This is a genomic window from Actinoalloteichus sp. AHMU CJ021 (assembly GCF_002895405.1).
GTDB lineage: Bacteria > Actinomycetota > Actinomycetes > Mycobacteriales > Pseudonocardiaceae > Actinoalloteichus_B > Actinoalloteichus_B caeruleus.
In genome coordinates this window covers 3,734,497-3,747,818 of record NZ_CP025990.1, presented here as the reverse complement: position 1 = coordinate 3,747,818, position 13,322 = coordinate 3,734,497, and the positions used below count along the sequence as shown (strand labels likewise).

Annotated in this window: 11 protein-coding genes and 1 tRNA gene; 6 read left to right on the top strand and 6 right to left on the bottom strand. The window is 73.2% G+C overall.

The features are described from left to right. Positions 1 to 69: 69 nt before the first annotated feature. The 4 genes from C1701_RS16245 to C1701_RS16230 all read right to left on the bottom strand — a co-directional run bounded on the left by C1701_RS16245 (position 70) and on the right by C1701_RS16230 (position 4,863). Complete coding sequence (locus tag C1701_RS16245) at positions 70 to 699, bottom strand: hypothetical protein (protein ID WP_051314011.1); 630 nt, start codon at positions 697 to 699, stop codon at positions 70 to 72. Continuing rightward, the gene (locus C1701_RS16240) at positions 696 to 2,480 is read right to left on the bottom strand and encodes a DEAD/DEAH box helicase (RefSeq protein ID WP_103056157.1); all 1,785 of its coding nucleotides are present in this window, start codon (positions 2,478 to 2,480) and stop codon (positions 696 to 698) included. Before C1701_RS16240 ends, C1701_RS16245 begins: the two co-directional genes overlap by 4 nt. Continuing rightward, positions 2,477 to 2,926, bottom strand: coding sequence for a MarR family winged helix-turn-helix transcriptional regulator (locus C1701_RS16235; RefSeq protein WP_051314009.1), 450 nt, complete (start codon positions 2,924 to 2,926; stop codon positions 2,477 to 2,479). Before C1701_RS16235 ends, C1701_RS16240 begins: the two co-directional genes overlap by 4 nt. Before the next feature lie 125 nt (positions 2,927 to 3,051). Further along, positions 3,052 to 4,863, bottom strand: a complete 1,812-nt coding sequence (locus tag C1701_RS16230) for an NPCBM/NEW2 domain-containing protein (protein WP_026419078.1) — start codon at positions 4,861 to 4,863, stop codon at positions 3,052 to 3,054. Positions 4,864 to 5,087: 224 nt separating this feature from the next. Here C1701_RS16230 and C1701_RS16225 point away from each other — a divergent pair, with 224 nt between their 5' ends. The 4 genes from C1701_RS16225 to C1701_RS16210 all read left to right on the top strand — a co-directional run bounded on the left by C1701_RS16225 (position 5,088) and on the right by C1701_RS16210 (position 8,737). Beyond that, positions 5,088 to 5,516 carry an MmcQ/YjbR family DNA-binding protein gene (locus tag C1701_RS16225; protein WP_081715483.1) on the top strand — a complete coding sequence of 143 codons (429 nt, stop codon included), beginning with the start codon at positions 5,088 to 5,090 and terminating at the stop codon, positions 5,514 to 5,516. A gap of 233 nt (positions 5,517 to 5,749) precedes the next feature. After that, positions 5,750 to 6,781, top strand: coding sequence for an AraC family transcriptional regulator (locus C1701_RS16220; RefSeq protein ID WP_051314008.1), 1,032 nt, complete (start codon positions 5,750 to 5,752; stop codon positions 6,779 to 6,781). A 500-nt stretch (positions 6,782 to 7,281) separates the two neighbouring features. Next, positions 7,282 to 8,067: an AfsR/SARP family transcriptional regulator gene (locus C1701_RS16215; protein WP_026419076.1), complete on the top strand. Its 786-nt coding sequence runs from the start codon at positions 7,282 to 7,284 to the stop codon at positions 8,065 to 8,067. Positions 8,068 to 8,440: 373 nt separating this feature from the next. Beyond that, the gene (locus C1701_RS16210; RefSeq protein ID WP_026419075.1) at positions 8,441 to 8,737 is read left to right on the top strand and encodes a hypothetical protein; all 297 of its coding nucleotides are present in this window, start codon (positions 8,441 to 8,443) and stop codon (positions 8,735 to 8,737) included. 573 nt (positions 8,738 to 9,310) lie between these two features. Here C1701_RS16210 and C1701_RS16205 read toward each other — a convergent pair. After that, positions 9,311 to 9,386, bottom strand: a tRNA-Lys gene (locus C1701_RS16205). Positions 9,387 to 9,766: 380 nt separating this feature from the next. Between C1701_RS16205 and C1701_RS16200 the strand changes: the two genes are divergently transcribed. After that, the gene (locus C1701_RS16200; RefSeq protein ID WP_026419074.1) at positions 9,767 to 11,005 is read left to right on the top strand and encodes a L,D-transpeptidase; all 1,239 of its coding nucleotides are present in this window, start codon (positions 9,767 to 9,769) and stop codon (positions 11,003 to 11,005) included. Between the two features lie 118 nt (positions 11,006 to 11,123). Here the strand turns inward: C1701_RS16200 and C1701_RS16195 are convergent, their stop codons facing one another. Continuing rightward, on the bottom strand, positions 11,124 to 11,573 hold the full coding sequence (locus tag C1701_RS16195) for a MarR family winged helix-turn-helix transcriptional regulator (RefSeq protein WP_026419073.1): 450 nt from the start codon (positions 11,571 to 11,573) through the stop codon (positions 11,124 to 11,126). A 767-nt stretch (positions 11,574 to 12,340) separates the two neighbouring features. Here C1701_RS16195 and C1701_RS16190 point away from each other — a divergent pair. Beyond that, positions 12,341 to 13,306 carry an ATP-binding cassette domain-containing protein gene (locus tag C1701_RS16190; RefSeq protein WP_026419072.1) on the top strand — a complete coding sequence of 322 codons (966 nt, stop codon included), beginning with the start codon at positions 12,341 to 12,343 and terminating at the stop codon, positions 13,304 to 13,306. Positions 13,307 to 13,322: the final 16 nt, after the last annotated feature.

The window sequence follows — 13,322 nt, the reverse complement described above, 5'->3', positions numbered from 1 at the left end:
CGCCCGGCCCACCTCCGGTGGCCGGAAGTGGCCGTCCTCGGGCCGGGGTCTTGCGGGTGGGCGTGCCGGTCACCGGGCGCGGGGACCACCGCCACCAGACCGCGAATCCAGGCCCGGCCGACTGCCACCCGGTGGGGGCGGGTCGTAGAAGTCGTGCGGGTCGAGCTCGGCCAACGGGACCATCGAGGACCGCGCGGGAGCGGGTGGGGCGAGTACGTCCTGGATGGCGGGCGTCCGCAACCGGACCGCCAGAGCCGGCTCCTCGTCGACGCGTTGGACCAGGGCGTAGCAGACGGCCAGCAGGTGGGCGCGTCGAAGGGGGCCGGTCGAGCTGGTCGCGGTGAGCTCGCCCAGGTCGGGCGCGATGCGCGGGCCGGCGGTCTCCAGCTCCGCGGCGAGGTCGTCGGGAAGGTCCTCGTGGAGCCCCCCGGGCGGTCCGACGGACGACCGCAGCCGTCGGCGCGCCGTCCGGACCTCGTCCGGCGACCACGCGGGCACGGTCAACGTGATCGCGTGGTCCCGACCGCGTTCGCTGAGCACGGCGCTCACCTGGTTGTCCCGGATGCGCAGGTCCCGCACGGCCCGCCTGGCGAGGCCGCGGGCGCGAACCCGGTCGGGGTCGGGCCCGGCGCTGGTCACGGGTTCGAGGCGCCGCAACCACGCCCTCCCCCATGCGGTGGAACCGAACTCGGCGGTCACGACGGGGCTCCCGGGCGGAGGGCGAGGACATCGCGGAGCTGGTCGTCGGAGAGGGCGAGCAGCTCGGCCTCACCGCCCGAGGTGACCGCCTCCGCCAGACCTCGTTTGCGCTCGTGGACGGTGGCGATGTGGTCCTCCAGGGTCCCGGCGGTCCGCAGGGTGTAGATCGTGACGGGCTGGGCCTGTCCGATGCGGTGCGCCCGGTCGGATGCCTGGTCCTCGACGGCGGGGTTCCACCAACGGTCGTAGTGGATGACGGTGCTCGCCCTGGTCAGGGTGAGGCCGAAGCCGGCGGCCCGCAGGGACAACACCAGTACCCCCGGCCCGCCGCCGCCCTGGAAGTCACCCGCGATCCGGTCCCGGGCATCCGAGGTCAGTCCGCCGTGCAGGAACGGGACGGTGACACCGTGGCGCCGTCCGAGGTGGTCGACGAGGAGGCGGCCCATGCTCGTGTACTGGGTGAAGACCAGGCAGCCGGTGCCGCCGCCCAGGGACTCGTCGAGCATCTCCACGAGCCGGTCGAACTTGCCGGACCTCTCGGGCAGCGGGCCGCGCTGGCCGAGGGCCTGGGCGGGGTGGTTGCAGATCTGCTTGAGCCGGGTCACCAGCGCCAGCACGCTGGCCCGCCGCCCGCGACCGGTTCCCAGGCCGTCGGTGAACGTCTCGTCCAACGCCGCCTGGTAGAGCCGCCGCTGCTCCCGGCTGAGCGGGCAGGGCAGGTCCACGACCTGCCGGTCGGGCAGCTCCGGGGCGACTTCCGCCTTGGTGCGGCGGAGCACGAACTCGCGTGTCAGCGCCGCCAGCCGCGCGGCGGCGGAGGGTGAACCCCGGTGTTGGATCGGGACCACGTAGCGGTCGTGGAACCGGCGGCGGGTGCCCAGCGAGCCCGGGGTGGCCAACTGGGCCAGCGCCCACAGGTCGCCCAGGTCGTTCTCCACCGGAGTTCCGGTCATCACCAGCCGGTACCGGGCGTCGAGCCCCGCGACGGCGCGGTGCGCCAGCGTTCGGGGGTTCTTGACCTGCTGGGCCTCGTCGCAGACCACGATCCCCCACCGGCGGTCGCCGAACGGGTGGGGAGCTCGGCGCAGGCGGGCGTAGGAGACGATCGTGAGGGTCCCCGGTCGCGGCTCCTCGCCGTCCCGGAGGACGCGGAGCTCGGGCGTGTGGCGGGCGGCCTCCCGCCTCCAGGTCGGGGTCACCGAGGTGGGGCAGACCACGAGGTGCGCCTCATCGAGGTGGTTCGCGATCAGGGCCAGCGCCTGCACCGTCTTGCCCAGGCCCATGTCGTCGGCCAGGAGCGCCCCCGACCGCCGACCGGCGAGCCATCGCACACCGGCCAGTTGGTAGCCACGAAGGCTTCCGGTGAACCCACCGCCCCGGAGGCCGTCGAGGAGCGCCAGCGCGCCGAGGACGTCATCGCGGGTGGCGGCCGCCGTGCGGACGTGCCCCCCGTCCGGGGTCGGGGCGCAGTGCGCGGCGACCGGGAGCGGGAGCGCCGAGCGCGTCGGGTCGCGGGCCAGCAGGGTCCACCCGGCGAGGGACCCCGCGTCAGCGGGGTCCGCCCGGCGAGTGCCCAGCCAGTCCCACCCGGCCAGCAGCGGAACCTCCACGCCCTGGACGTCCCGGGGTGTGACCGCGTCGCCGTCCGGGACCGCGAGGGTGGTGGTGGCCCGCACCGAGGGCAGGTCCGGGGAGGGCGCGGCCGGGACCCCGCCGTTCGGCGACCACACGAACCAGCAGGCCCGGTCGGGGAGGTAGGTCCACTGGGGAGAGGTGGTCACGCGTCACCGTCCACCAGGGTTCGGGTGGCCCCGAGACTGCCTTCCACGAAGCGGGCGATGACGGCGAGTTCGTCGGCAGTGAACTCGGAGAGGGTGGTCCGGGTCGTCCGGTCGAGGGGCGCGTAGCTGGCCATCATCCGTTCCCCGGTACCCGGCAGCGCCTCGACCAGCACCCGGCGCCGGTCGGTGTCGTCGGGGAACCGCCGAACCCAGCCGGCCCGCACCAGCCGCTCCACCAGGTGCGTGATGGCGCCGGTGGTCAGCCGGAGGCGCCGGGCGAGCTCGCCGGCCGGGAGGGGCCCGTCGACGATCACCTCGTGCAGGCAGGCGAGGTCGGAGGCGCTGATCCCCGCCTCGCGGGCGATCCCGTCGTTCACGGCGTCCACCGCCGACATCCAGAGCGGGAGTTGCCGGACGATGCGCTCGACCTGGGCTTCGCGATCCACGGTTCGCGATGATAGCTTAATCGTCAAGAATCTTAGTGATTAAGATTTCCTGTCGGGGCAGGGTATGAGGAGGCCCGGGCCGGCCCGCGGGGCTCACCCACGGGCCGGCCCGGGCCACGACCACGTCAGACGCGACCGGCGCACTCCAGGGTGGCCTCCGCCCAGTCCGCGTAGTCCCACGCCGATCCGTCACCGGCGTCCTCCACGACCAGCCGCAGCCGCTCGGCGCCCTCGACGGGGACCTCGATCCGCTCGGGGGCCTCGCCCCGGCGGAGCACATCGGACCGGTACACCTCCTCGCCGTCGGCGAGCACCACGAAGACCGCGGTGCCAGCCGGGGTGCCCACCGGCAACGGCCGGCGTTGGCTGCCCTGCGGAGCGGCGTCGTCCAGCCCGACGACCGCGTTCAGCGACGAGCACCGGCCACCCGCGTACAGCGAGACCTCCGCCGGAGCCAGCATGCCGAGACCGTGGTCGTACCGAACGCCGTCCAGCTGGATCGGCCCCCCGTCTCCCCGGCCCATCGCACCGTTGGTCGAGTCCCGTTCCACCGGGCCCTTGCCGTTCTCCTCGGCGAGGAACGGCAGGCTCGACACCCGGGTCTCCCCCTCGGGAGCCGCGGCGACCGTGATCTCCGCCTCGTCGACGACCACCGGTACCTCGGCGCCCCGGACCTCGGCGGTCACCCCGACGGCCGCCTCACCCGGCTCGTCGGCCGCCCGCAGCCGCCAACTGACCTCCGCGTCCTCGCCCCGGCCCACTCGGCCCACGATCCGCTCGGCCTGATCCACGACCTCCCAGCCCGCCGGCGGTTCGGGACGCAGGACGCTCTGCGGCAGGGCGCGCGCACCGTGGTTGCGCAGCCGCGCCGTCACCACCACCTCGTCGCCCGGTGCGACGGTGCTGGCCTCCGCCCGGACCCCGACCACCGCGAAGGTGTCCCTCGGGTCCACCGAGTGCACGCGGACCTCGTTCGGGTAGTCGCCGGTGCGGGCGTCGCGGGCGCGGATCACCGCGCCCTCGGGGCCGGTGGTGACCTGGAGGTACTGGTGGTTGAGCACCGCCGCCGTGTCCACCGCGAGGAACCCGTCCGGGTGCCCACCGGGCACCCGGACCCTGGTGGCCCACCGGTCGTGGGTGACCTGGGCGTGGGTGTGGCCGCTGAAGAGCACCGACTGCGGGTAGTCACCCAGGATCGACCGCAGCTCGGCGTCCTGGAGGTGGTAGCGGCCGGCGTCACCGTCGGACTGGGTGACGGTGCGCGCCAGCGGGTAGTGCGTGAAGACGAAGATCGGCCGCCCGGTGCGACCGTGGTGGGCGAGCCTGTCCCGCAGCCAGTCCAGCTGGGTGTCGCTCAGGTACACCTGGTCGTCGAAGTTCGGGTTCTCCCACCACATGAGCCGCTCGGTACCCAGGGTCAGCATGACCGCGTCGTCGATGACCAGCTCCTGGTAGACGCTGTCGGTACCCGCGAAGTCGTGGAAGGACTCGTACAGCCCCTCCTCGGTGAAACCGTTGGGCCAGGTCGGCTGGCAGAGGGTGTGCTGGTCGCACCAGGCGGGTGCGTACGCCTCGTGGTTGCCGATCGCCGCGAGCAGCGGGAGGTCCCGCCCGTGCGCGCGCAGCACCTCGCTGACGGCCTCGTACTCGAAGTCGTAACCCCGGTCGACGATGTCGCCGTTGATGACGGTCGCCACCGAGTCCGGGTTGGTCAGCGCCGCGTCGGCCAGGACGTCGTCCCAGTCGTCGAGGTGGCCCTGGATGTCGCTGAACACGTCGAAGGTGGTGGTGGGTGGCGCCGAGGCGGATCGGCTGACGTTCGTGACGCCCGGGGCGCCCTCGGCTCCGTCGGAGGGAGTGGCGGCGGAGGGCACCGCCAGACTGACGGTGGCGGTGAGCGCGAGGCCGCTCGCCGCCACCCTGGTGGGCAGGCGCATGGTGGTCCTCTCCGGCCGGCGGAGCCCCGCCGGCCACCTGACAGGTCGATGACCAGCCGACGGTGCCAGTCCGGGGTGGCGACTGGTCACCGGTCGGTGACCGTCCAGCACACCGGAATGTGAACGGGACGTGAACCGCCGCCGGAGTGGTCGCGGGCGCACCCGTGCGGGCACCCGACGGACCGACGTGGTGCCCGTCGGTGGGCAGGGGCAGGATCACCGCCATGACCACACCACCGGAGGGGACACCGCGGCAGGACCCGGACAACGGCCGGGGACTCGACCCACGTGACCGCGTCCTGAGACTGTGCGAGGAACTGCCCGGCGTGCGGCGGGAGTACCCCTTCGGGGAGGACACCGCCGTGTTCAAGGTCGGCGGGCGCATCTTCGCCCTGGTCGCGCTGGGCGGCGAGCACGGCCGGGTCACCCTCAAGTGCGAGCCGGAGTACGGGGCCCTCCTGGTGGACCGCCACCCCGGCGTCATCCCCGGGTACCACATGAACAAGCGGCACTGGATCACCGTCGACCTCGCGCACGCACTCCCGGACGACCTCCTCGACGAGCTGGTGGAGGACTCCCACGACCTCGTCGTCGCGGCCCTCCCCGTGCGCGCTCGACCCGGCGTGGCGAGCGGCCGCCCGACCGGGGAGTGAGCGTCCCCGCCGTCCCAGGCGTGCGGAGCCGGCAGGGGCCGCTCCCCGCCGCGGCCGGCGGGAGCTCGGGACCGGGCGGGGCATGGGCGGGATGACCAACACGCTCGGAGGACGCCGACCGGTTGGGAAGATCGCGGTGCCCACCGTCGTTCTTCTGGTCACCCGTTCCGGAAACGGTGCCCCGGTGCGGACGTGACTGCCGACGGCGTTGAGGCCGGGGCGAAGGGGGACGCATGAGCGAGACGGTGTTCCGCAGCGAGGAGCTGCCGGAGGCGGAGCGGTTCGAGCGCTGGCGTGAGTTGATGGCCAGCACGCACGCCCCCATGGAGCTGTCCAGCGAGTACGCCGGGGCCTACCGGGTCACTCGTCGGCTGATCGAGCTCGGCCCGGTGGTCGTGTGGCCGGTCGCACTCCAACCGGTGGTCATGGACCGCACGGCCAGGCTCGTGCGCCAGTCCGACCCGGGGGGTTACCACCTCTCCTACATGTTGGGCGGGACGCTCGGCGTGTCCCGTGCCCGCCAGGAGGAGACGGAACACGGGCCCCACCACTTCCACACCACCAACACGTCCCACACCTACCGGGTGCACGTGCGGAACGGCAGCGGTTCGCTGATCCACGGCGTCGCGGTGGAACTGCCGCAGGACAGCCTGCCCATGCCACGTCGGCAGTCCGAGCGGGCGATCGGACGTCGGATGACGGACCAGGACGGCATGGGCGCGATGCTGGGCGCGCTCCTCCGCCAGCTCGCCGCCGCCCCCACGGAGTTCGGCCGGGAGGAGGCCGCCCGGCTGGGGGGCGTGCTCGTCGACCTGGTGGCCGCGATGTTCGCCGGCGTGGTCGACGGGGGAGAGCTGTCCCCGGAGGCCAGACGGCGGAACCTGGTCCTCCGGGTCAAGGCCTTCGCGCGTCGGAACCTCGGCGCTCCGCTGACGCCCGCCATGCTCGCCTCGGCACACCACATCTCGGTGAGCTACCTGCACCGCCTGTTCCGGGACGAGGCGGAAACGGTGTCCGAATGGGTCCGGCGGGAGCGTCTGGAGCGGATTCGGCAGGAGCTCCGGGACCCGCGCAACGCCGGCGTGCCGATCCACCACCTCGCCGAGCGCCGAGGGTTCGGGCACCACGCGGCCTTCAGCCGGGCGTTCCGGGCCGCCTACGGGATGACGCCCAGGGACTACCGGAACAACCCCGGGGCCGAGGTCGAGCGGCCCGGCGACCACCGGGCGGATCCCGGCTCCACTGGCGGAGCGCTCGACCGCTGAGGGTGGGGTCACCCGCCGGGGGAACACACCACAGGGGCGTGTCGACCACGGCGGCGGCAGCCGGTGAGGCGATCCGAACGGCCAGTGCCCGCGCCCCGGTACGGGGCCGGAACCTTCCGGGACCGCCGATCATGCCGAGGGAGCGAGTCGTCTCGCTGTCCTGCCGTCCTCGGAACGTCATGATCTCGTCCACTGTACGTCAAGGACACTGAGCCGTTCGCCGGTTAGCGTGGTCCCTGCCCGAGGGGAACCTTCCATGGGCGGGGGAAGGGGCCACGTCGTCGCGGTCGCATGGCCGGCGGCGACGCGGCCCCGTCAGCCACGAGGCCGGAGCGCGACGGTGGTCGCCCGTGCCCGGTGACGGCGTGGCTGTCGGTCGGAGGCCCGCCTCGCACCCCCGACCACCCGATCCGGCCTCACGGTCTGGCGCGGCCGAGTGGCCGGCACGGTTCCCGAACTGGCGTTCCCGCCCGTCAGTGGCCTGTGCCGGAGGAGTGACGATGTGGTTCGGTGTTCTCGGCCCGGTGACCATCCTGGGCCCCGGCCCGGCGGTGGCCGGCGGGATGCGCCCCCAGCAGCGGGCACTGCTGGCCGCGCTGCTCGTCGACGTCGACCGCGTCGTGCCAAGGGACCAGCTGCTCTACCGGGTGTGGGGTGAACACCCCCCACCGCAGGCCGGCCGGACCCTGCACACCCACGTCAGCCGGATCAGGAAGGTGCTCGCCGCGTTGCCCCGGACGGGCCCCGTCGCCGTGGCGAGTCTGTTCCGGCACGACGGCGGCTACCGACTGGCCACCGATCCCCTGCACGTCGACGCCGTCCGGTTCGAGGCGCTGGCGGGCTCGGCGGCCCGCGTCCACGACCTCGACCACCGGCGCGTGCTCCTGGAGGAGGCGAGGACGCTGTGGCGGGGAGAGGCGCTGGCCGGGGTGACGGGACAGTGGGCCGCCCACCGCAGGTCCCGGTTCCGACACCGCCACCTGGCCGTCACCCTCGACTGGGCCGAGACGATGCGGGCCCTGGGCCACGGCGCGGCGACGGTCGACCCGCTCACGGAGCTCAGTGAGCGGCATCCGCTGTCGGAGCCCCTCGTCGCGGCACTGGTGCGGGCCCTGTACGCGACGGGTCACCGTGTCGAGGCGGTGCACCGCTACCAGCGGCTGGAGTCGGAACTGGTCGCCGCGACGGGTGTCCGCCCCGGGCACGAGCTCAGACTCCTGCACGAGGTGGTACTGCGGGGAGAGCCGCTGGGCCCCGAACCGGTCGGGGCGTTGCCCCGGCTCTGACCCAGGTCACGGCCCCGGGGGGCCGGCGCTGGCCGCGAGCACCGTCCTGGGCCGAGCCCCCCCAGGGCGGGGCGGCGTCCAGAAACCGCCCGGGGACCCCACCGGGCGTGGGAACGGCGGTCAACACCCGGCGGCATGACCACGGCGGCCGCGCCGCGCCGCCCCACCGAGCGCCCGCCGGACCCGCCCCGGCCGGCGGCCCCCCTCGGGGACACGTGGCCGAAGGGATCGCCGCGCCACCCGCCGCCCGGGGTGGTTGGCGGGAACGGAGGAACCGGACCCACGACGTGGCTGCCCTGCCACAATCGGAGGCCAGGGGCGGTGGTCGTCCTCGGCCGCGGACGGGCGGCCGGATCCCCTTGGGAGGAACGGCGTGAGTGACGCGCGTCCGCGGTCGGATTCGGACCTGGGCCTGTTCGTCGGCGGTGCGGTCAGCGCGTTCGCCGCGCTGGTCACGCTGATCGCCAGTTTCCCGCTCGCTCCCGTTCCCGCCCTGGTCGCGATGGCGTTCGGGGCGGTGGGGCTGCGGAGGGGGACGCGACGAGGCTTCTCCCTCCTCGTCCTGATCACCGGAACGGCGGTCGTCGTGCTCAGCATCGTCGGGATGCTGACCCTGCTGAGCGCCACCGAGGGGATCGAGAGCCACGTCGTCACCGTCGTCGACGAGTGACCCTCGACCGTGGTCGAACTCCCGGCCCCGCGACGTGGCGGCCACGGCGCGGCCCCGCGGGGGCGGGGCTGGCCCGGAACCGGGGTGACCGCCGGCCACCAGGCCGCGCACGCGGAACGGCCGGCTCGTGGTCCCGCCGCTCACCGGGCATCGGCCGTCCAGCGAGGCCCCGGTGCCGAACCCGCGCGGTGCGCGGCCGGTGGAGCTCGCGGACCTCGGTCGACCAGGTACGTCCACGCTCGGTCGGCCCCGGTTCCCCCCGGACTTCGACCGGAAGTACCCGGCCCGCTGCGCCTGGGGTAACGGCGTCCCGTGGTCACCGGCCGTGGCCTCGCCCTGGCCCCGGTGGCGGGGGTGCTCGCGCTCGCGAACCTCGTGAGCTGGTCGCGGGGCTGAGGTCGAGGACAGTGCGACGGCGGTCGTGAGCCGGACACCACGCCGGAGCGGTCGGTCCGGGAGGTCGCGAACGGCCGCACGTGGAACGACGAATCCCCGTGGGCCACGAGGGCTCACGGGGATTCACCTGGTATCGTCTGCTGGTCCGTTCGCGCTGGTCGAACGGGTTGTGCCAGCTGGTGCGCCATCAGGGACTCGAACCCCGAACCCGCGGATTAAGAGTCCGCTGCTCTGCCAGTTGAGCTAATGGCGCCTGTGGGGTGCTGACTGGCTGGCTGCCAGTGCTCCTCCAGTATTCCTCGCCGGTCTGGTCGCTCTCCCCGACCGGCGAGGAAACTCTAACACAGCCCCGTTCGTGGCCCCCGCACCGGCCCCCCGCCCAGTGCCCGGAGTGGTCCGACCCAACGCGATCTTCACCCGGATGCCTGGTCGTGCTCCGAATGGATGAAGAGGTGCGTGCCTTCGCCCCTTCTGGCAACCGATTCGGCCGTACATACGTCTACCTGGGTAAAGGCAGGTTCAGGGCGAGTCCGTGCGTGGCGGTCCTCGTCGTGTCACCGAACCGCCTGTTACTCCGTTGAGCGCAATGGCGGTCCACCATTGGTGGGCCTGGGGGAACGAGGACGAACGACTATGCACAGGATCACTGGCGTCGCGAGCGGCAGGCGGAAGTCGGGGCGTGTCCGACTGCTCGCAGCGGTGCTGGGTCTTACCGCGGTGATCACCGCGAGTTGCACCAGCGGCAGCGCGGCCCCGTCCGGGGGCGGCGCCCCCGGGAGCTCCGCGCCGCCGGAGAACGAGCCGCTGTCCCTGGTCTTCAGCACCGAGGACGAGGCCACCGACGTCGCACCCGGGGAACCCGTCACCGTGGCCGCCGAGGGGGGCGTGCTCACCGAGGTGACGATGCTGAACCCCGACGGCGTCGAGGTGGACGGGGAACTGGCCGAGGACGGCAGCGGGTGGACGACGGCCGAGCCGCTCGGCTACGGACGGACCTACACGTTGTCGGTGGCGGGGGAGGGTGACGACGGCCAGGAGCGGTCCGAGGAGATCACCTTCACCACCGTCCAGCCCGCGCAGCAGACCTACGTCGGCTTCTCGCCCCTCCCGGGGGAGACCGTCGGCGTGGGACACCCACTGGCCTTCTACTTCTCCGAGGGGGTCCCCCTGGAGGACAAGCAGGCGGTGGAGGACTCGATCACCATCACCACCGACCCCGAAGTCGAGGGTGCCTTCTACTGGTTCGACGACACACGGGTGCACTGGCGGCCGGAGGAGTACTGGGAGCCGGGCACGAAGATCAGCATCGACGCCGACATCTACGGCAGGCACTTCGGCAACGGCGTCTACGGCAAGGAGAGCCGCACCTCCGAGCTGACGATCGGCGACTCCTTCGTCGCCCACGCCGACGGCTCCACCTACCAGCTGACGGTGGAGATCAACGGCGAGGTCGTGAAGAAGTTCCCGATGTCCCTGGGCAAGCCCGACTTCCGGTCCTGGGACGGGGTGCACGTGGTGACCGAGAAGCACGCCGACTACCTGATGGACTCCTCGACCTACGGGCTGCCGCTGGACCAGGGGGGCTACCAGACCCAGGTCAAGTGGGCGACCCGGATCGCCAACAACGGCGAGTTCGTGCACGCCGCGCCCTGGTCCGTGCCGCAGCAGGGCAAGGAGCACGTCAGCCACGGCTGCATCAACCTGTCCATGGAGAACGCGAAGTGGTTCTACGACAACGTCAAGCGGGGTGACGTCGTGCTGATCACCGACTCCGGCGGCCGGGAGCTGCCGGGGGACGGCGGCCGAGGGGGCTTCAACGACTGGCAGATCCCGTGGGAGGAGTGGCTCACCGGCGGCGTGCGCGCCGGCTGATCCGCGAGCGCGACGGGCGGAGGCGCGGCCCGGGCCATTCGGCCCGGGCCGCGCGTCGTTCCAGGCGGCGGGCGGTGGACCGAGCCGGTCCGGACCCGCCGGGCGACCCCGCTCCGCGTCACGGAGTACCCAGCCAGCTCTCGTCGTCGGTCGCGTGGGCCAGCAGCCGCCGCAGGAGTGTCCGCAGCGTGTGGATCTCGGAGGCCCGAAGGCCGCCGAGGAACTCCTCCTCCACCAGGCGGAGCCGGTCGTCGACCTGGTTCATCAGGCGTCGCGTCCCCCTGGTCAGTTCGAGCCGCCGGGTGCGGCCGGAGGAACCCGGGAGCCGGCGGAGGTAACCAGCCTGCTCGAGCGCGCCCACCATCTCGTGCAGCGACTGCCTCGTCACACCGAGCTGGCGGGCCAGGTCGGACATCGTCAGTTCCGGCTCGAGATCGAGCTGGACGAGCACGCCGAACTGCCGAATCGTGAGGTTGTGCTGGCGCAGCGCCTCGTTGGCCTGGCGGGTGGCGACGGTGAAGGCGTAGGCGAGGAGGTACGGAACGGCGGGCGCCGGCTGCTCGTCCATCGCGCCGACGATACGGGCGGCGTGACTCGACTGGCGCCGCCCGTCGCCTCCCGGTCCGGTCTCCCGTGCCTGCCGCCGTCGACCGGCGCCCCCGGGTTCACCGCGCCGTGCCGTGGGAGGTGTTGTTCACCAGCGGGTGCGCGGAGCCCGGCCGAGGGGGCGTGACCGAGGTCGTGGTCGACGAGGACGCCGTGCGGCACGACGTCGATCGATCGGTGACCACGCCGAGGCGGCGACCCCGTGATCCCGTCGGGGCGCCACGGCGTCTCGACCGGTCGGCCTGAGTGCACGGGTGCGGCCCGGCTCCGGGCGCCGGGGCGTCGCTGTCAGTGGGACCCCGCGCACGGTCGCGCCGCTCCAACCGGTCGGGACTTCCGGGGTCGGGTCGGCCGTCCTGCCGTGCGCGGTCGACGCGGCCGGGTGGGCCGGGATCCCTGCCCTGGGGCCGCCCGGTGGCGGAGCGCGTTCCCGTGCCGGGCTCGGCCGTGCCACGCCACGCCCGGGCCCTGATGCCCTGATGCCCTGATGCCCACCGGGGACACGGGCGGTGCGCCCGCCTCGGACCGGAGCCGTGCTCGGTCCCGGTCGCGGGCCGCCGAACCGGCAGTTCTCCGTTGATCGTCAGGCACCCTGACGATCAACGTGTTTTCCGTCCTAAGCTTTCCGGGCTCCGCGGCCCGGCGGATGGTCGTGGCCCCCTCTCCACCAGTGCGTACCGACCCCGCGTCGGCGAGGACGCATGCCCAAATTTGAGTATCGGAGGACCGATGATTCACGCCCGACAACTGGCCAGGACTTTCCAGGTCAAGGGCGAACGGGTCGAGGCCGTGCGCGGCATCGACCTCGACGTGGAACCGGGGGAGCTGGTCGCCTTCCTCGGCCCGAACGGGGCCGGCAAGTCGACCAGCCTGCGGATGCTCACCACGCTGCTGCCGCCCACCTCGGGCACCGCGCTCGTCGCTGGTCACGACGTGACCCACGAGGGCGCGCGCGTGCGCCAGCGGATCGGCTACATCGGGCAGGGCAGTGGTTCCGGCGAGTACATGCTGCCCCGCGACGAGCTGATGACGCAGTGCCGCGCGTACGGGCTCAGCCGCACCGAGGCCGTGCGGCGCACCGGGGAACTGATGGCGATGCTCGACCTGGAGTCACTGGCGACGAGGCCCGCGGGCACCTTGTCCGGCGGGCAGCGGCGGCGGCTGGACATCGCCCTCGGGATGGTGCACCGCCCGGCCCTGCTGTTCCTCGACGAGCCGTCCACCGGCCTGGACCCGCAGAACCGCGCCCACCTCTGGGAACACATCCTCCGGCTCCGCCGGGAATCGGGCACGACCCTGTTCCTCACGACGCACTACCTGGACGAGGCCGACGCGATGGCCGAACGGGTGATCATCGTCGACCGGGGCGCCATCGTCGCCGACGACACCGCGGAGAACCTCAAGGCCCAGCTCGCCGGCGACCTGATCACCCTCACCCTCGCCGACACCGACCACGCCGGCACCGCCGCGGCGATCGCCAGCCGGATGCCCTCGGTGTCCGAGGCCACCGTGGACGGGACCACCGTCCGGGTCCGCGCGACCTGGGGGGTCGCCGTGCTGCCCGAGTACCTGCGCGCCCTGGACACGTCCGCCGCGCCCGCGCTCACGGCCGAGGTGCGCACCCCGACCCTGGACGACGTCTTCCTGGCGCTCACCGGCCGTCGGCTGCGGGACGGCGACGCGCCGGAGGAGTGAGGTCCCCCGACCACGT